Annotated in this window: 19 protein-coding genes, 1 pseudogene and 1 other annotated feature; of the genes and pseudogenes, 9 read left to right on the top strand and 11 right to left on the bottom strand. The window is 47.0% G+C overall.

Translation table 11 applies throughout. The features are described from left to right. The 4 genes and pseudogenes from ACQY6Q_RS13990 to ACQY6Q_RS14005 all read right to left on the bottom strand — a co-directional run. A pseudogene (locus tag ACQY6Q_RS13990) lies at positions 1-100 on the bottom strand (YcgN family cysteine cluster protein); the annotation flags it as partial. A 34-nt stretch (positions 101-134) separates the two neighbouring features. Beyond that, positions 135-800 carry a fumarylacetoacetate hydrolase family protein gene (locus tag ACQY6Q_RS13995; RefSeq protein WP_427982302.1) on the bottom strand — a complete coding sequence of 222 codons (666 nt, stop codon included), beginning with the start codon at positions 798-800 and terminating at the stop codon, positions 135-137. A 1-nt stretch (position 801) separates the two neighbouring features. Then, complete coding sequence (locus ACQY6Q_RS14000; RefSeq protein WP_427982303.1) at positions 802-1,767, bottom strand: lytic murein transglycosylase; 966 nt, start codon at positions 1,765-1,767, stop codon at positions 802-804. An 11-nt stretch (positions 1,768-1,778) separates the two neighbouring features. After that, positions 1,779-2,063 carry a YcgL domain-containing protein gene (locus ACQY6Q_RS14005; protein ID WP_427982305.1) on the bottom strand — a complete coding sequence of 95 codons (285 nt, stop codon included), beginning with the start codon at positions 2,061-2,063 and terminating at the stop codon, positions 1,779-1,781. A 114-nt stretch (positions 2,064-2,177) separates the two neighbouring features. On the opposite strand from ACQY6Q_RS14005, the gene minC reads away from it, so the two are divergent. Genes minC through minE form a run of 3 tightly spaced genes read left to right on the top strand, consistent with a single transcriptional unit; the run spans position 2,178 to position 3,979 of the window. Next, positions 2,178-2,870, top strand: coding sequence for a septum site-determining protein MinC (gene minC, locus ACQY6Q_RS14010; RefSeq protein WP_427982306.1), 693 nt, complete (start codon positions 2,178-2,180; stop codon positions 2,868-2,870). Positions 2,871-2,900: 30 nt separating this feature from the next. After that, positions 2,901-3,713 carry a septum site-determining protein MinD gene (minD, locus tag ACQY6Q_RS14015; RefSeq protein WP_427982307.1) on the top strand — a complete coding sequence of 271 codons (813 nt, stop codon included), beginning with the start codon at positions 2,901-2,903 and terminating at the stop codon, positions 3,711-3,713. Between the two features lie 2 nt (positions 3,714-3,715). Then, a complete protein-coding gene (minE, locus tag ACQY6Q_RS14020; RefSeq protein ID WP_427982309.1) occupies positions 3,716-3,979 on the top strand; it encodes a cell division topological specificity factor MinE in 264 nt (87 codons plus the stop codon). Here the strand turns inward: minE and rnd are convergent. The 7 genes from rnd to ACQY6Q_RS14055 form a co-directional block, all read right to left on the bottom strand. Continuing rightward, entirely contained in the window at positions 3,954-5,075 is a 1,122-nt protein-coding gene (gene rnd, locus ACQY6Q_RS14025) for a ribonuclease D (RefSeq protein WP_427982311.1), read from the bottom strand. The genes minE and rnd overlap by 26 nt on opposite strands. Positions 5,076-5,125: 50 nt before the next feature. Further along, the gene (gene fadD, locus ACQY6Q_RS14030; protein ID WP_427982312.1) at positions 5,126-6,787 is read right to left on the bottom strand and encodes a long-chain-fatty-acid--CoA ligase FadD; all 1,662 of its coding nucleotides are present in this window, start codon (positions 6,785-6,787) and stop codon (positions 5,126-5,128) included. A 199-nt stretch (positions 6,788-6,986) separates the two neighbouring features. Further along, the gene (locus ACQY6Q_RS14035) at positions 6,987-7,820 is read right to left on the bottom strand and encodes an alpha/beta fold hydrolase (RefSeq protein WP_427982313.1); all 834 of its coding nucleotides are present in this window, start codon (positions 7,818-7,820) and stop codon (positions 6,987-6,989) included. A gap of 14 nt (positions 7,821-7,834) precedes the next feature. Further along, a complete protein-coding gene (locus ACQY6Q_RS14040) occupies positions 7,835-8,098 on the bottom strand; it encodes a hypothetical protein (RefSeq protein WP_427982314.1) in 264 nt (87 codons plus the stop codon). A gap of 17 nt (positions 8,099-8,115) precedes the next feature. Beyond that, a complete protein-coding gene (tsaB, locus tag ACQY6Q_RS14045; RefSeq protein WP_427982315.1) occupies positions 8,116-8,805 on the bottom strand; it encodes a tRNA (adenosine(37)-N6)-threonylcarbamoyltransferase complex dimerization subunit type 1 TsaB in 690 nt (229 codons plus the stop codon). After that, positions 8,802-10,718, bottom strand: a complete 1,917-nt coding sequence (locus tag ACQY6Q_RS14050) for an ATP-dependent DNA helicase (RefSeq protein WP_427982317.1) — start codon at positions 10,716-10,718, stop codon at positions 8,802-8,804. Before ACQY6Q_RS14050 ends, tsaB begins: the two co-directional genes overlap by 4 nt. A 68-nt stretch (positions 10,719-10,786) precedes the next feature. Next, positions 10,787-11,002, bottom strand: a complete 216-nt coding sequence (locus tag ACQY6Q_RS14055; RefSeq protein ID WP_055731908.1) for a hypothetical protein — start codon at positions 11,000-11,002, stop codon at positions 10,787-10,789. Positions 11,003-11,190: 188 nt separating this feature from the next. Next, positions 11,191-11,317, top strand: a sequence feature (His leader region). 21 nt (positions 11,318-11,338) lie between these two features. On the opposite strand from ACQY6Q_RS14055, the gene hisG reads away from it, so the two are divergent. Genes hisG through hisA form a run of 6 tightly spaced genes read left to right on the top strand, consistent with a single transcriptional unit; the run spans position 11,339 to position 17,057 of the window. After that, complete coding sequence (hisG, locus tag ACQY6Q_RS14060) at positions 11,339-12,238, top strand: ATP phosphoribosyltransferase (protein WP_427982318.1); 900 nt, start codon at positions 11,339-11,341, stop codon at positions 12,236-12,238. 4 nt (positions 12,239-12,242) lie between these two features. Beyond that, positions 12,243-13,529 carry a histidinol dehydrogenase gene (gene hisD, locus ACQY6Q_RS14065; protein WP_427982319.1) on the top strand — a complete coding sequence of 429 codons (1,287 nt, stop codon included), beginning with the start codon at positions 12,243-12,245 and terminating at the stop codon, positions 13,527-13,529. Position 13,530: 1 nt separating this feature from the next. Next, complete coding sequence (gene hisC / locus ACQY6Q_RS14070; protein ID WP_427982320.1) at positions 13,531-14,592, top strand: histidinol-phosphate transaminase; 1,062 nt, start codon at positions 13,531-13,533, stop codon at positions 14,590-14,592. Then, on the top strand, positions 14,589-15,665 hold the full coding sequence (hisB, locus tag ACQY6Q_RS14075) for a bifunctional histidinol-phosphatase/imidazoleglycerol-phosphate dehydratase HisB (protein ID WP_427982321.1): 1,077 nt from the start codon (positions 14,589-14,591) through the stop codon (positions 15,663-15,665). Before hisC ends, hisB begins: the two co-directional genes overlap by 4 nt. 28 nt (positions 15,666-15,693) lie before the next feature. After that, positions 15,694-16,302 (top strand): imidazole glycerol phosphate synthase subunit HisH, encoded by a 609-nt coding sequence (hisH, locus tag ACQY6Q_RS14080; protein ID WP_427982322.1) that lies wholly within the window; start codon positions 15,694-15,696, stop codon positions 16,300-16,302. 2 nt (positions 16,303-16,304) lie between these two features. Further along, a complete protein-coding gene (hisA, locus tag ACQY6Q_RS14085) occupies positions 16,305-17,057 on the top strand; it encodes a 1-(5-phosphoribosyl)-5-[(5-phosphoribosylamino)methylideneamino]imidazole-4-carboxamide isomerase (RefSeq protein WP_427982323.1) in 753 nt (250 codons plus the stop codon). The last annotated feature ends 54 nt before the right edge of the window (positions 17,058-17,111 follow it).

Genomic DNA, 17,111 nt, shown 5'->3' on the forward strand with positions numbered 1-17,111 from the left:
TGTTGGTGTAATACAACTCATCGGTATCTTCATCGATAAGTTTAGACAAACAGCATTTACCACAGCCATCACACAATGACTCCCATTCTTGGTCGGTCATCTGCGCCAGCGTCTTCTGCTGCCAAAACCCTAATTCACTCACTTACTACTACCTCTGTATTTACCGATATATCTGCGACGCGCATCGCTAGTTGGTCTCCCACTTGCAGCGGGCCAACGCCTGCAGGAGTGCCTGTTAATAACACATCTCCCGGCATTAAACTAAAACAAGATGAAGCTTCACATAACAACTGCTGCAGATTACGGATCATCTGTGAAGTATTGCCCTGTTGTTTCAAGCTACCATTTTGACTTAATGCCAGTTCAACCTGATTTAACTCAGCTAAAGTATTAAGCGGTTTAAACGCGCTCAGCACGCAGCTGTTATCAAAGGCTTTGGCTCTCTCCCAAGGATGACCGCGTTGCTTTAACTGTAATTGAATATCACGTAAGGTGAGATCCAAAGCCAAGGCATAACCCCAAACCGCGTCATCCAACTGCCCAATAGTGGCATCTTTGAGTGGCTTTTTAATCAATAAGGCCAGTTCTAACTCGTAATGAACCTCGCCCTTATTCGCCGGAATCACCAATTGCTCGGCTAAGTTAACGAAGGCGCTATTAGGCTTAATAAAAAACACCGCTTGTTTAACCGGCGCTCCGCCCATTTCTTGCATATGTTCTAGGTAGTTTTGCCCTACACACACCGCTTTAGCCGCAGGAAAGTCAATCAACTGGCCCTGCTGATCAAGATGCTGATACATATTAAAACACCGGAGGATAAGAAATACGGTCTGCCAAGGTGCCCACCGCAGCCACAAAGTAATGTGAGCGATTCCACTTCATCAATACTCGGTAGTTATCGTAAGCCAGATATACTCGGCCATGGGCGTCGTCGGGTTGCACCAAAGAGGCACTAATATCACGAGTAGGTAAATCAGTGCCGTCATAGCGGCGCACTCCCAAAGCCTGCCACTCACTTAAAGGTTTGCTGGTTGATAAACCAAATAACTCAGCATCGAAGTTGTCCGGTAGTTTAACCTGACGCCCCCAAGTTAAATCGTTACTCCAGCCACTTTGCGCTAAATAGTTGGCGGCAGAGGCCAACGCGTCGGCGGTACTATTCCAAATATCACGATGGCCATCACCATCAAAATCTTGAGCATAGGCTAAAAACGAACTTGGCATAAATTGCACCTGCCCCATTGCCCCCGCCCAAGAGCCTTTCATTTCAGCCGGGCTAATATGCTGCTGCTCTAATATGCTCAGCGCATTCATCAATTCTTTTTTGAAAAACGCTTCGCGGCGCCCTTCAAATGACATGGTAGACAGTGCCGACACCACATTGTAATTACCGGTAAACTTACCGAAGTTAGACTCGACTCCCCACAGTGCAATCACGAAGCGTGGCTGCACCTGATACTTCTTTTCTATTTCTTTTAATAAGGGATAGTGTTTTTTATATAAGGCTCTAGCTTGCTGAACCTTCCACGCCGGTACCGCACGAGGTAAATAAGTATCGAGGGTGAGCTTAAACTCAGGCTGCTGTTTATCGGCCTTCACCGCTCGAGGGTAAAACTGAGTATTGGCAAAGGCGGCGTCAATGGTTTGTTGCGAGATGCCTTGTTCAGCCGCTTCTACTTTAAGTTGCTCTACGTAGTTATCAAAGCCCGGTTCAGCATGTAATGAAAAGGCTGCAGAGAATAGCACCGCACTGATAATTTTCTTCACGTATTGTCCCCTTATTGCTGTTTAGCCTTAGCTTGAGCAGCTAAGTGCTGTTTGAGGTAATTTTCTGGTGGCGGAGGAAGCTGTAAGTAATACCCCTGCTCTTTAAAAGCCTTTTCTAAGGCTGTGATCTCGACACGAGCGAAATCCTTGGTGGGACGTTTGGGCACCACCATCACCAACTCTTTAGCTCCCATTAAGTCCAATAATGAACTGGGTACTTTAGCAAAATCGTCTTTCTTCTCAATATAGAGATAAGTTTGCTGTTTTTTGAGACTTTTATAGACTGCACAGAACATGAAAATGTTAGTATCCTAGGTACTGATCAGGTTATGCTAAAACGCAGACTATATCAGAATAAATGCTGTAGCGTCATAGCTCGTATACAAATGTAAAAAAGGAATCCACTGTTCATGTCCGGACAGGAAATAGAATTTAAAGGGACAAACTTCACCCTTTCAGTCGTTTACTTAGGAAAGAATGACTTAACGTCATTAAATAACAAGCTGATGGAAAAAGTGGCGCAAGCGCCGCAATTTTTTAATTGTGCTCCTATAGTAGTAAACATTAGTGAAGTAGACAGCAATTTTGATTTCAACCAATTAAAAGATGTGGTCGAATCTCAAGATTTTGTATTGGTAGGCGTGACCGGATGTAGTAACGAGCAGCAAAAAACCGCGGCCCGTGCCGCCGGTTTAGCCGTTATGACCAGCGGCTCCCAGCAAGCCGCCGCAAAACCCGTTGAACCGCAGCCAGAAAAACCGGCAACGCCAAGCGTAATGCCCAGTAAAGTGGTGCGTGGACAGATTCGCTCCGGCCAACAGGTTTACGCGCAAAACACCGACCTGGTGATCATCGGTTCTGTAGGCAATGGAGCCGAAGTAATAGCCGACGGCAACATTCATATTTACGGGGCCTTACGTGGCCGAGCAATAGCCGGAGCCAGTGGCCGTAAAGACAGCAAAATATTCTGCCAGAACTTGCAAGCAGAACTCATTTCAATTGCCGGTGTTTATGTACTGCATGAGCAAATAGCCGAACACGCTAATTTGCCGCAATGCATACAAATTGAAGATCGGAAAATCGTATTTGGTAATTTAAGTTAACTTTGTTAACCCATTCATAAAGGAAAGATAATGGCTAAGATTATCGTTGTGACCTCAGGAAAAGGCGGTGTTGGTAAAACCACATCCAGTGCAGCCATTGGCACAGGCCTTGCAATCAAAGGTTTTAAAACAGTAATCGTCGACTTCGACATTGGCTTACGCAACCTAGACCTAATCATGGGCTGTGAGCGTCGTGTAGTATATGATTTTGTCAATGTGATAAAAGGCGAATCAAATCTTAATCAGTCGCTAATTAAAGACAAACGCACGGATAATTTATACATTCTTCCGGCCTCACAAACCCGTGATAAAGACGCCCTGACTAAAGAAGGCGTGCAAAAAGTATTGGAAGATTTGGCCGCTCAAGGCTTTGAATACATTGTATGTGACTCACCAGCTGGTATTGAGACGGGTGCCATTATGGCCTTGTATTTTGCCGATGAGGCCATTGTTACCACTAACCCTGAAGTCTCTTCGGTACGCGACTCTGACCGTATACTGGGCATGTTAGCCAGCAAGTCACAGCGTGCCGAACAAGGTCTAGAGCCGGTCAAAGAACACCTATTGCTTACCCGCTATAACCCAGAGCGAGTTAATCGTGGCGATATGTTAAGCGTGGAAGATGTGCAAGAGATCCTAGCCATTCCGCTATTGGGAGTGATTCCTGAATCACCCGCGGTACTCAAAGCCTCAAACTCAGGTGAACCGGTAATTTTAGATAAAGACAGCGATGCTGGTCTTGCCTACGATGACGCTGTAAGCCGTTTAATCGGTGAAAATGTCGATTTTCGCTTTTTGGAAGAACAGAAAAAAGGCCTATTTAGCCGCCTATTTGGAGGATAAGAATGTCTCTTTTAGACTACTTTCGCACCACAAAACAGTCTAAAACGGCGCAAACCGCCAAAGAACGACTGCAAATTATTGTTGCTCATGAACGCGGCCAGCGTAGCGGTCCCGATTATTTGCCGGCAATGAAACAAGATATTATTGAAGTGATCAAAAAATACGTTGATATCGACTCTGACCAAGTTAGCGTTAGCTTGGATAACAAAACTGACGATATCAGCGTACTAGAGTTGAATATTACACTACCTGATCAACGCGATTAGCAAATAAAGGCTGACGCCAGCCGGTAAGCAATAGAGGAAGCTCTTCTGCTTGCCGGTTTTCTTTCCAACACCAAGATAAATATTGATTCAGCATCTTCTTACTCGCCAGCACATCTTCGGGTAAGCCTGACTCCTCAGCTACCGCTGCTACCACTTTCTTCAATTCTTGAATGGCTTTTTTATAGCCGGGATAGTCGACAATGCGTTTAATGGCGGGAGGGAAATCTGCAGTTTTAGTTAGCCGAGCCTGTTTAATCAACTTCAGTAAGCGAGAACCGTGGATCCGTAGCTCCTGCGCCGGTAAGCCTAAACTTTGCAACTGCGCCATGCTGCTAGGTTGGTAACGGGCTAAGGTCCATAAGGTATCGGCATGCACCACGTTATTTATGGCTAAATCGCGGCTCATGGCCTGTTGTAGTCGCCAAGCACTTAAGGTTTTTAGTACCGCTAACTGCTGCGGATTAAGTTTCCAGGCATTTTTAATATCTTGATAGGCGGCATCTTGATTAAGCACCCGTTTTTTCAAGTCGGCTAAGCGACAACTTTCTTCCAAAGCGGCCTGATAAAGCCCCTGTTCTTCCAACTGTTGCTTAATTTTTAAATAGGCGGGAAGTAAATAAATCACATCTAAAGCGGCGTATTCCAATTGCGAGGCGCGCAAAGGTCTGGCTAACCAATCGGTCCTAGACTCCCCCTTATCTAATTCTATGTTCAATTCTGTGGCAATGAAGCGTTGATACCCTAGGCTAATGCCATGGCCCAAAAAGGCAGCACCGATTTGGGTATCAAATACACTTACACCAAATTGACCACTGAGTCGTTGAATAATTTCTAAATCTTCGCCAAAGGCATGCAGTACCCAATGATGACGAGCCAAGGCTTGCCATAACGGCGCCATATCTAATTCAAGTGGGTCAATCAAATAACACTGCTGGCCATCATATATCTGTAGCAGCCCCAACTGGGCGTAATAAGTACGAGTGCGAACGAACTCAGTATCAATGGCTAGCACCTTGGGCGCGTGCTCATTTAATAAACGTAACAAAGGCGCTAACTGCGCCTCTGTTACTATCATTTCGAAATTTACGTCTGCCAAAATCAAGGCGTCCTAAGGGATAGCATAGAATAATGCGACCATTTTACGGTTTATCCCTGTTCACGCAAGGCTCTGCGTAATATCTTGCCCACATTGGTCTTGGGAAGCTCATCTCTAAACTCCACCAGTTTCGGTACTTTGTAAGCCGTTAAAAACTCTCGACAATACTCGATCAGTTGTTTCTCGGTGAGGGAATCTTCTTTTTTAACTACAAACACCTTAACCGCTTCGCCACTGACGTCATTAGGCACCCCTACAGCAGCTACCTCTAGCACCTTAGCGTTGCTGGCCACTACCTCTTCAATCTCGTTAGGGAAAACGTTGAAGCCAGAAACCAAAATCATGTCCTTCTTGCGATCAACAATGTGGAAAAAACCTTGCTCATCCATGGTGGCAATATCGCCGGTGGCAAACCAACCGCCCGGCATCGCTTCTTCAGTGGCTTCGGGTCGTTGCCAATAACCTTGCATTACCTGCGGGCCTTTCACCAAAATCTCTCCAGACTCGCCTTTTGCCACTTCTTGGCCATTATCATCCACTAGCTTAATCTCGGTGGATGGTGCAGGTAAACCAATGCTGCCGTTATAGGCATCTAAATCATAAGGACATACCGTTACCAAGGGAGCACATTCAGTTAAACCATAACCTTCTATCAAACGAGTGCCGGTGATGCTTTGCCAACGCTCAGCAACCGCGCGTTGCACTGACATTCCGCCACCTAAAGAAAGGCGTAAAGTTGAGAAATCTAAATTGGCGAAATCATCGTTATTTAACAGCGCATTAAATAAGGTATTCACCCCAGTTATGGCGGTGAACGGAACCTTACTCAATTCTTTGACAAAGGTAGGAATGTCACGCGGATTGGTAATTAACAGGTTTTGACAGCCCAAGGAGAAAAACAACATACAGTTAGCGGTTAAAGCAAAGATATGGTAAAGCGGCAAAGCCGTCACCACCACTTCCTTTTCAGCTTCTAGACAGGGGCCAACAATCGCTTCCGCTTGCAGTAGATTAGACACCATGTTGCGGTGCGACAACATCGCGCCTTTAGCAACACCTGTGGTACCACCGGTATATTGCAGAAAGGCTAAATCTTCACTGTGTACTTCTGGGCGAACGTACTGCAAATGTTGGCCTTTGGATAAAACATAACGCAAAGACTGGGCATGCGGTAGGTGGTATTTAGGCACCATTTTCTTGATGTACTTCACCACAAAATTCACCAAAGTGCGTTTAGTGGCCGAAAGTTGGTCACCCAAGCGAGTTAATATGACATGCTCTACGCCGGTTTCTTCTACGATTTCTTCCAAAATGTGGGCAAAGTTAGACACGATAACAATCGCCTTAGCGCCACTATCGTTTAATTGGTGTTTTAGTTCACGCGGTGTATACAAAGGATTAACATTCACCACCACCATGCCAGCACGTAAAGCGCCAAATAAACAAATTGGGTATTGCAGCAAGTTAGGCATCATTAAAGCCACTCTATCACCGGCTTCCAATTTGAGTTCATTTTGTAAGTAGGCAGCAAAGGCTCGTGACTGCTCTTCTAAGCGTCGATAAGTTAACACTTGCCCCATGTTGATATAGGCAACTCGATCAGCATATCTGGCTGCGCCTTGCTCAAACACCTCTAGTAAGGACTGAAAACGAGTGGGATCTATTTCTGCTGGAACATCCTCAGGGTACCGATTTAGCCAAACCTTTTCCACGCAGCTCTCCTAAACAATTTGGTTACATTAAGTATAATCAGCCTGTCATTTTTATTATTAAATTTACAAGAAACAGACCCTGCAGAACGCCACTTAGAGTGAATGCTCTACAATTTTAAACAATTGTTTCATACAGCGTTTAAAATAACAATAATTTAACATTAGCCGTAACAAATATGATCAAAAACAGTGAACAAGCTCAAACAATTGTCTTGATGTATTGACGAATAGCGAAAGCTACATCGGAGGGATTTTCCATATGCAAGTGGTGGCCACCGCTGATTAAATGGCAGTCTAGTTGACTAAACCACTGCTGCCGCTTTGCCAACTGAGCCGGAGTGATTAAAGGAAATTCTTTAGCTGCTATTAGCAAGCTAGCCAGACTGACCGACTGGCAGATGTTTTTTGCCTGTGACTCACTAAAGCGCAGTGGTGAGAGCAGTTTTAGCTTTTCATCATGGCGCCAGTACCATGAATCATCACGCCATACAGTGGCCCGCTCAACCAATAGGCGGCTATTGGCTTCACTGAGCCCACTGTTAACAGAGCGCAATTTTATCGCCTGTTCTAAATGACTAAAGCCCTTAGCAGGGCGCAATTGATGACGCTGCATAATAGCCTTTGCCAAATGTGTAGTGGTGGCCGATTCCTCCAAGCTCAGCGGGCCAATGCCGTCAATAAGCACGAGCCCTTGCAGCCTATCAGGAAATGCAGCGGCAAAGGTACACGCCACTAACGCGCCCAAGGAATGGCCGACTAAAACCAGCGGTTTATCTAGCTCAAGTTGGTTTATTACGGCATACACATCGTCGACATAATCAACAAAATGGTAGTACTCGTGGCGGTGTTTTGAATGGCCGTGACCAGGGAAATCGACGGCAATACAATGTTGCTCAGGAAGTTGCTCGATCAAGGGGATAAAGCTGGCTGCATTATCCATCCAGCCATGTAACATCAATAAGCAGTATTGGCTATTGCGGGCTTGTTCTAAATAGGCAATATCTAGACCTGCAATGGTTGCAGCATTTAACACAAATAAAACGACTCTTAGGCAAACAAATCAATACCAAACAGTTCATTTACCTGTTGGCGTTTTAGCTGATTAGCTACATCTAAATAGTGCGACACAGCTTCACCACCATTACCAGAATGTTGGTCATAGCGAAGCTTTTCGACACTTTGTTCATCCATTACCGCCCAAGGAACGATCCCCTTTGGTGCCTTAGTCGCTACGCTAACTTCTGTACTGTTGCTAGCTGATTTCAGCTTAGGCTGCTGCGGTATGGGCTGGCCAAGGCCCTGAATTTTCAAGTTTATTTTCCTCTACTCTATTCCCGACCAGGAAGTTTTTTCCAGGTCACCTTGTCGCGAAGATAAACCGGTTCAGCATGTTCCGCGGCTACCACATCTCCTTGACTAAAGGCGTATTGAGCATAGTTAAGCATATCTCGTGCCGACGGATAAAGTACGCTATCAAGCACTGTTGCGCCAGAATATTGACTAGTGAGTAGCTCTTGGTAGCTTTGCCAACCGGTACCTACTGCTGCGGCCACTTGTGCACTGCCGGCGAGCAGCTCGGGGTTAATCACTTGCTCCTGTTGCTGCAAACGCATTAAACCGTCTTTAACTTGGTATTCGCCCCAATAAACTTCACTCATACGCGCATCGATGGCAGCAAAACAATGCTCAGCTTGAGCACTGCGATAAGCTTGTTGCGCCATCGCTTGTAGCGTAGAAACCGACACCATCGGTTTGTCGGCGCCAAAGGCGAGCCCCTGTGCAGTGGCCACACCAATACGTACGCCGGTAAAACTGCCCGGCCCACGACCAAAGGCGATGGCGTCTAATTGCTGAAGACTCACACCCGCTTGAGCCAAGATTTGCTCAACAAAGGGAAGAATTCTTTGTGTGTGATCTCGCGGACTATATTGCTCGTGACTTAGGATCTCGCCTTGCCATTGCAAGGCAACCGAACAATTTTCAGTAGAAGTATCTAAAGCTAATATGTTTGCTGTCATGTTTCCTCAGCGTCTTTTTTAACAAATTCCAGCACCTTCGACAGTTCTCGAGTGCGCGGCATCGCCGGTAAACTACGAATAAACAGAGAACCATAGTCCCGATTGACGATGCGGTTATCACAAATAATCACCACCCCATGGTCAGTTTGAGTACGGATAAGACGCCCCACCCCTTGTTTTAAACTGATTACGGCTTGCGGCAAATATACCTGACGAAAGGGATCTCCGCCACGCAAACGGCAATCTTCACTCTTGGCTTTTAACAAGGGGTCATCCGGCGCGGCAAAGGGTAGCTTATCAATAATCACGCAAGATAAGGCCTCTCCGGGTACGTCCACCCCTTCCCAAAAGGTACTGGTGGCCACCAACACCGCGTTACCATCTTCCACGAAGTCTTTTAATAATTCTTGCTTGCCAGCCTCACCTTGCACCAAGACTAACAATTCAGTGCGTTGACGCAGTTCCGCAGCCACTTTTTGAATCATGCGATGACTGGTGCAAAGAAAGAAACAGCGCCCGCGGTTGGCTTCAATCACCGGCGCCAACTGATCTAAAATAAGCTGCTCAGCGTCATGTTGTTTGGTTTCCGGTAAGTAACGCGGTACACATAACAACGCTTGGCGCTGATAGTCAAAGGGGCTATCCAACAATAAGCTTTTTACCTGTTGCAAGCCCATTTGGCTTTGAAAATGTTCAAAATTTCCATCAACCGCCAAGGTCGCAGAGGTAAATATCCAAGCCGCTTGACGGTCTTCTACTTCCTGATTAAAGCGCTCAGCGATATTTAGTGGCGTAATATTGAGGGTGAAATGTAAACGAGTGGTTTCGTACCAATAGCTAAAACCAGTGGCATCTACATCCATCACTTTTTCAAATAAAAGGCGCATTTTGGCTAGGCGCTCAAAGCAGGCGTCGGCCAGTTCGCAACGTGATAAGGCGAGTTTCAGCACTTGATAGACAAAGTCCATGTCTTCTTTTAACGCTTGCATCATCTCACTGAAACGCGACTGCTTGGCCAAGGGCCGCCATTCACCGCGATCGCGCAGGCCTTCAAAAGACAAACGGCATTGGCGAATTCGCCGCTCTAGCTTCTGCGACGCTTTTTGCAATTGTGCCATGTCGCGTAGTTCAGTCTTGTAGGCCAACTCAATATCACTGCACAGATCTAAAATTTGGCGACTGGAAAAATGCTGTCCAAAATAGCTAGCGGCAATATCTGGCAGCTGATGGGCTTCATCAAAAATAAACGCTTCAGCCTCGGGAATGAGTTCACCAAATCCGGTTTCTTTCACCACCATATCGGCAAAAAATAGGTGATGGTTCACCACCACTAAGTCGGCGTCTAGGGCTTTATTACGGGCCTTAACCAAATAACACTCTTTATAGGATGGGCACTCCCGCCCCAAGCAATTATCGTTAGTGCTAGTAATCAGCGGAAATACATCAGAGCGCTCGGCAATGGGCCCCAAATCACTAATATCGCCAGTGGTTTCACCTTGAGCCCAATGTTTAATTTTAACGAGCTCGGCCAAGGTGGCGCGATCTTGGCCGCTACTGTAGTGGGAAAAGCTGTTTAAGCGCTCGATGCACAAGTAATTGGCTCGTCCTTTAAGCAATGCGACTGAATGGGCGTAATTCAGCGCTTTTTGCATGCGCGGTAAATCTTTATTAAAAAGTTGGTCCTGTAGCGCCTTACTACCAGTACTAATCACCACCTTTTTGCCACTGTCCATTGCAGGAACAAGGTAAGCAAAGGTTTTTCCGGTGCCTGTGCCCGCTTCAACTAATAGTCGGCCAGCATGCTCTATAGCATCAGCAACTGCTGTGGCCATTTCATGTTGTTCGGGACGAGGAGAAAAGCCAGTGATGGCCTTGGCTAACAGCCCATCTTTGGCAAAATACTGGTGTTTCAATGATTGTTCCGGCAAGCCTTTATTCGCCGCAACTATACCAGCCGAGTTAACGAAGGCCAAACTTAAGACTAAACAAACAAGTCAATATCATGTGGGTCGTCAGGATCCGGTTTATTTTTGCGCGCGTTCTGTTGCTCACTAGGATGTTTAGGCCGGACTTTGACATCATTTTGTTCAGCCACTTTTCCTTTCTTCACTACTTTAGTGGTTTTAATTGGTGGGGTTTTCCCATCGGGTTTAGCCAATGGTCTAGGCACAATTGGCAAAATGGCATCTTGGCTCACGCTGCACTCTCCTTTAATGGCTTCTTTATCTTATTATCGGCTATTTTTTAAACAACTTTAAGTGAATAACAAAAACCCTAGAAAAAAGGTTGCAATTTGGCGCTGTCTTGGTAAGTTTATGGGCATTATTGCCAAGGCGGCAAAGATACGTTGACAGGAACGAAAATGATTTTTAACCAACTGAAGCATCACCACCACCATCATCCAGAATAGGCTTCAGGCGGTTTTCTGCTGGAAGCAAATTGGCAGCTTCCGGTGGTAAGATATAACAATATTATAAACCCCCGGAAGGTTACCCTCCGGGGGTTTTTTAGTTTTATAATTAGGGATAACAACATGACAGAGCAAAAACGACTACGCATCGCCATCCAAAAATCAGGACGACTTAGCGATGATTCACAGGCACTCTTAAAAAGCTGCGGAATGAAAATCAACCTCCGCCAACAACGCCTGATTGCCCACTCAGAAAACATGCCAGTGGATTTATTACGCGTACGTGATGACGACATTCCAGGCCTAGTTATGGATGGCGTAGTTGACTTCGGTATCGTTGGCGAAAACGTATTAGAAGAAGAAACCATGTTGCGCTCAGCGAAAAATGAGCCAACTGACTGCGAAATTTTAAAACGTCTTGATTTTGGTGACTGTCGCTTCTCTCTCGCAGTAGCAGAAGAATTCGACTACACCGGCCCTCAATGTTTAGCCAATAAACGTATCGCCACTAGCTACCCTGGTATTCTTAAACGTTACCTTGATGCGCAAGGCGTACCATTCTCAACCTGTATGCTAGCAGGTTCGGTAGAAGTAGCGACTCGTGCTGGCTTAGCCGACGCTATTTGTGACTTGGTTTCTACCGGCGCCACCCTTGAAGCTAATGGCTTAAAAGAAGTAGAAGTGATTTATCGCTCACAAGCTGTTCTCATTAAATCAAAAAACAAACTTAGCGACGAACACCAAGAACTGCTCGACAAATTATTGATGCGCATGCAAGGCACCATGGAAGCCAAAGAAAGCAAGTACATCATGCTACACGCACCTAAAACTCACCTAGCCCAAATTGTTGACCTACTACCCGGTAGTGAACACCCTACCGTGTTAGCGCTAGCGGGTGATGAAGACAAAGTCGCCCTGCATGTAGTAAGTACCGAAAATCTTTTCTGGGAAACCATGGAAAAATTGAAAGCCTTAGGTGCCAGTTCGATTCTGGTGATGCCCATCGAGAAAATGTTGAGATAAAAGCATGCAAACGGTTATTTGGAACCAACTCACCGCCGAACAACAACAACAAGTGCTATCCCGCCCTGCGGTAAATAGCTCTAGCAATATAGCTAGCATTGTTGCCGATGTTGTTAGTCAGGTTCGCCAACAAGGCGACCAAGCGCTAATCGCTTTGGCCGCTAAGTTTGATAACACCGAGTTAAACTCGGTGCGAGTCAGCCAAGCTGAAATTGATGCTGCAGAACAAGGCTTAAGTGAACAATTCAAACAAGCAGTCAAACAAGCCAAAAGCAATATTGAACATTTTCATCAAGCGCAAAAGCCTCAAGCTATCAGCTTGGAGACTCAAGCCGGCGTCCGCTGTGAAATGCACTATGCTGCTATCGCTAAAGTCGGCTTATATGTTCCTGGAGGCACCGCTCCGCTACCGTCCACCGTATTGATGCTAGCCATTCCAGCCAGTATCGCCGGCTGTAAAAAGGTAGTGTTAAGCTCACCACCGCCGATTGCCCCAGAGATTTTGTACACCGCTAAGCTTTGCGGAGTAGACGAAGTTTACGCGGCCGGTGGCGCCCAAGCAATTGCAGCTATGGCCTACGGCACCGAAACCGTAGTCAAAGTCGATAAGATTTTTGGCCCCGGCAATGCCTTTGTGACCCAAGCTAAACAACAAGTGAGCGGCGATCACGCAGGCGCCGCCATTGACATGCCAGCCGGTCCTTCAGAAGTATTGGTGCTTGCCGATGAACAGGCAAATCCCGCTTTTGTCGCCGCCGATTTATTATCTCAAGCGGAACATGGTCCAGATTCCCAAGTCATTTTAGTCACCACCAGCGAGCAACAAGCGGCGGCAGTTAACCGTGAGTTAGAGCGCCAACTTGCGCTATTAAGTCGCAACAATATTGCCGACCAAGCGCTAGCTCATAGCACTGCTATTGTGGTTGATGAATTGGCTCAAGCGGTACAAGTGAGTAACCTTTATGGGCCTGAGCACTTAATCGTACAAACAGAGCAAGCCAGAGACTTGCTGCCCCAGATTGAAAATGCCGGCAGCGTGTTCCTTGGTCAGTGGACGCCAGAGTCTGTAGGCGATTATGCCAGTGGCACTAACCATACCTTGCCAACCTATGGTTACACCCGCACCTATTCTAGCTTGGGAACCTTGGATTTCATGAAGCGTTTTACGGTGCAAGAACTTACTGAGCAGGGTCTAAAAGATCTCAGCTCTGCAGTAATCCCCATTGCCAATGCAGAAGGCCTAGATGCACACCGCCGCGCGGTCACCCTGCGCCTAGGTGAGGAGCAATAATATGTCAGTATCCTTACTCGCTCGTAAAAAAATTCAACAATTAGTACCTTATCAAAGTGCTCGCCGCATCGGTGGTAGTGGAGAAGTATGGCTCAATGCCAACGAAAGCCCAGAAGTGAGTGATTTCAGTTACGAAGGGGGCCAATTAAACCGCTACCCCGAGTTTCAGCCAGAGGCTTTAATTGAAGGCTACGCCAACTACGCCGGCGTGGAATGTAATCAAGTATTGGCCAGCCGTGGGGCAGATGAAGCCATTGAAGTACTGATCCGCGCCTTTTGTGAGCCCGGCCAAGACAGCATCGTAATTTGCCCTCCCACTTACGGCATGTATGCGGTCAGTGCAGAAACCATTGGGGTAGAGATTAAGTGTGTTGAGTTAGACGAAAACTTCGACCCCGACTACGCGGCACTGTCTCAAGTAGACACCAAGATTATTTTCCTGTGCGCGCCTAACAATCCCACCGGCAATATGTTAGACCATGCCAAACTGTGCGCCCTGTTAAGCGCCCAGAAAGACCGTGCTCTGGTGGTAGTAGACGAAGCCTACATTGAGTTTTGCGAGCGCCAAAGCGTGGTATCGCTGCTGGCCGATTACGACAACTTGGTGATTACTCGCACCCTTTCAAAAGCCTTTGCGCTAGCGGGCTTACGCTGTGGCTTTACCTTGGCCAATGCTGAAGTGATAGAAGTGATGAGCAAAGTGATTGCACCTTACCCCATCGCTCGCCCAGTGGCAGAAATTGCCGCCAAGGCCTTAAGCACCGAGGGCTTAGCAGTTATGCGTGAACGAGTGGCCCGCTTAAATGCCATTCGCTGCCAAGCGGTAGAGGAATTAAGTAAACTCAGTATTGTGAAGCAGATCTTCCCTGCCACCGGAAACTACATACTGGTGCGCTTTGATGATTCGGCGCGGGTATTTAGCGGCCTTGCCGAACAAGGCATCGTACTGCGTGACTTTGCCAACAAACCGCGCCTAGACAACTGCATCCGCATTACTATCGGCAATCAGCAAGAAATTACCGCCACAGTATCAGCTATTCAAGGATTGGAGCGAGCGAAGTGAGCCAAGTTAAACAGAAAATACTCTTCATCGACCGCGATGGAACAATGATCGATGAACCCATCACCGACAAACAGGTGGACAGCTTAGCCAAAGTTAAGCTAGAACCTCAGGTGATTCCGGTACTCCTCAAGCTGCAAGCTAACGGCTATCGTTTAGTGATGGTGACTAACCAAGATGGTTTAGGTACCGACAGTTTTCCAGAAGCGGACTTCCATCTAGCACAAGACTACATGATGGATATCTTTGAGTCTCAGGGGATTAAGTTTGATCAAGTGTTGGTATGCCCGCACTTCGAGGAAGATAACTGCAGTTGCCGTAAACCCAAGCTGGGTTTAGTGAAGGAATACCTAAAAAGCGGCGTGATTGATTTTGCCCACTCTTATGTGATTGGCGATCGCCACACCGACATGCAGCTAGCTGAAAACATGGGCTTGGAAGGACTGCAATATCAACGTGATGGTTTGAACTGGCCAGCCATAGAAAAACGCCTTACCCAATTAGGACGTAAAGCCAGCGTAGAGCGCAATACCAAAGAAACCCAAATTAGTATTGCCGTGGATTTAGATAATGCCGGTGGTAGCCAAATTGATACCGGACTGGGCTTTTTCGACCACATGCTCGATCAAATTGCCACCCATGCTGGTTTTCAATTGAACTGTAAAGTAGTGGGCGACTATCACATAGACGACCATCATAGCGTTGAAGATACCGCCATCGCTTTAGGCCAAGCGCTTAAACAAGCCTTGGGTGATAAGCGGGGCATTGGCCGGTTTGGTTTTGTATTGCCCATGGACGAATGCCTCGCCCAATGTGCTTTAGATTTAAGTGGCCGCGCCCATCTCGAATTTAAAGCCGACTTCAGCCGTGACAACATCGGTGACTTTGCCACAGAAATGGTGCCGCACTTTTTCCGCTCCTTAAGTGATGCCATGGCTTGTACTCTGCACCTGGAAACCAGCGGCAAAAATACCCATCACATGGTGGAAGCGTTGTTTAAAGTATTTGGTCGCGCCCTAGGGCAAGCCATTGTTAAATCAGGCGACGCCCTACCCAGCAGTAAAGGCATGTTATAGGCGCTAAGCTTAAAAGGATGAAGCAACAATGAATGTAATTATTGACACAGGATGTGCCAACCTTTCTTCGGTTAAATTTGCCGTAGAACGCTTGGGTTATCCAGTGACGGTGAGTCGAGAGCCTGAAGTCATTTTGGCCGCCGACAAACTGTTTCTGCCGGGTGTAGGCACCGCAACTGAAGCCATGCAAAACTTAGCCGAACGCGAACTCATCGACTTAGTTAAACAGGTTAAGAAACCCTTATTGGGCATTTGCCTCGGCATGCAAATGCTGGCTGAGTTCTCAATTGAAGGGGGCGCTAAAGAAGCCGACCAGCCAGTGCCCTGTTTAGGCTTAATACCTGGCACAGTCAGTTTGATGCAACCGCAAGACGGCCAGCGTTTACCGCACATGGGCTGGAACCAAATTCAGCCGCAAGCGGGCCACCCCTTATTTAAAGACATTGCAGCCGGCAGCTACTTCTACTTTGTGCACAGCTATGCCCTACCAGTGAACGATGCCACCATTGCCGAGTGTGATTATGGCAAAGCCTTCAGTGCAGCGGTAAACAAAGACAACTTTTACGGTGTACAATTTCACCCTGAGCGTAGTGGCCAAGCCGGTGCGCAACTGATCAAAAACTTCTTGGAGATGTAGGCATGATCATTCCTGCTTTAGATTTAATCGACGGAAAGATTGTGCGTTTGTTCCAAGGTGATTACGCACAAAAAACCGTTTATGGTGACGATCCTCAAGCGCAGTTTTCCGACTACCACAAGCAAGGCGCAGATTGGTTGCACCTAGTGGATTTAGACGGAGCCAAAGATACTAGCGCTCGCCAACTCGATGTGATAGCTCAGCTACTTAAGAATACCCCTGCCAAAATTCAAATTGGTGGCGGCGTACGCAGTGAGCAAGACGTTAAAGATTTATTAGCAGCCGGCGCCGAGCGCGTGGTGATAGGCTCAACCGCGGTGAAACAACCCGAGTTAGTCGCCCAATGGATGGAAAAATACGGTGCCGAACACATTGTTTTGGCGCTGGATATCAATATCGATGAACAAGGCAATAAAGTGGTAGCGGTGTCTGGTTGGCAAGAAGACAGCGGCGTCACCATTGAAGAGCTGGTAGCGATTTACGCCCCAGTGGGCCTTAAACACGTATTGTGTACCGATATTTCAAAAGACGGCACGCTGGCCGGCTCTAACGTGAATTTATACCGTGAGTTGTGTGCCCAATACCCAGACATTCAATGGCAAAGCTCTGGCGGCATTGGCTCGCTAGATGACATCGCCGCGCTTACCGATACCGGTGTAGCCGGGGTGATAGTTGGCCGAGCCCTACTCGAAGGTAAGTTTAATGTAGAACAGGCCATCGCTTGTTGGCAGCAAGGAGGCAGCAATGCTAGCTAAACGAATTATTCCCTGCTTAGACGTTAAAGACGGCTTGGTGGTAAAAGGGGTGAA

The organism is Agarivorans sp. (assembly GCF_050295395.1).
Classification (GTDB): domain Bacteria; phylum Pseudomonadota; class Gammaproteobacteria; order Enterobacterales; family Celerinatantimonadaceae; genus Agarivorans.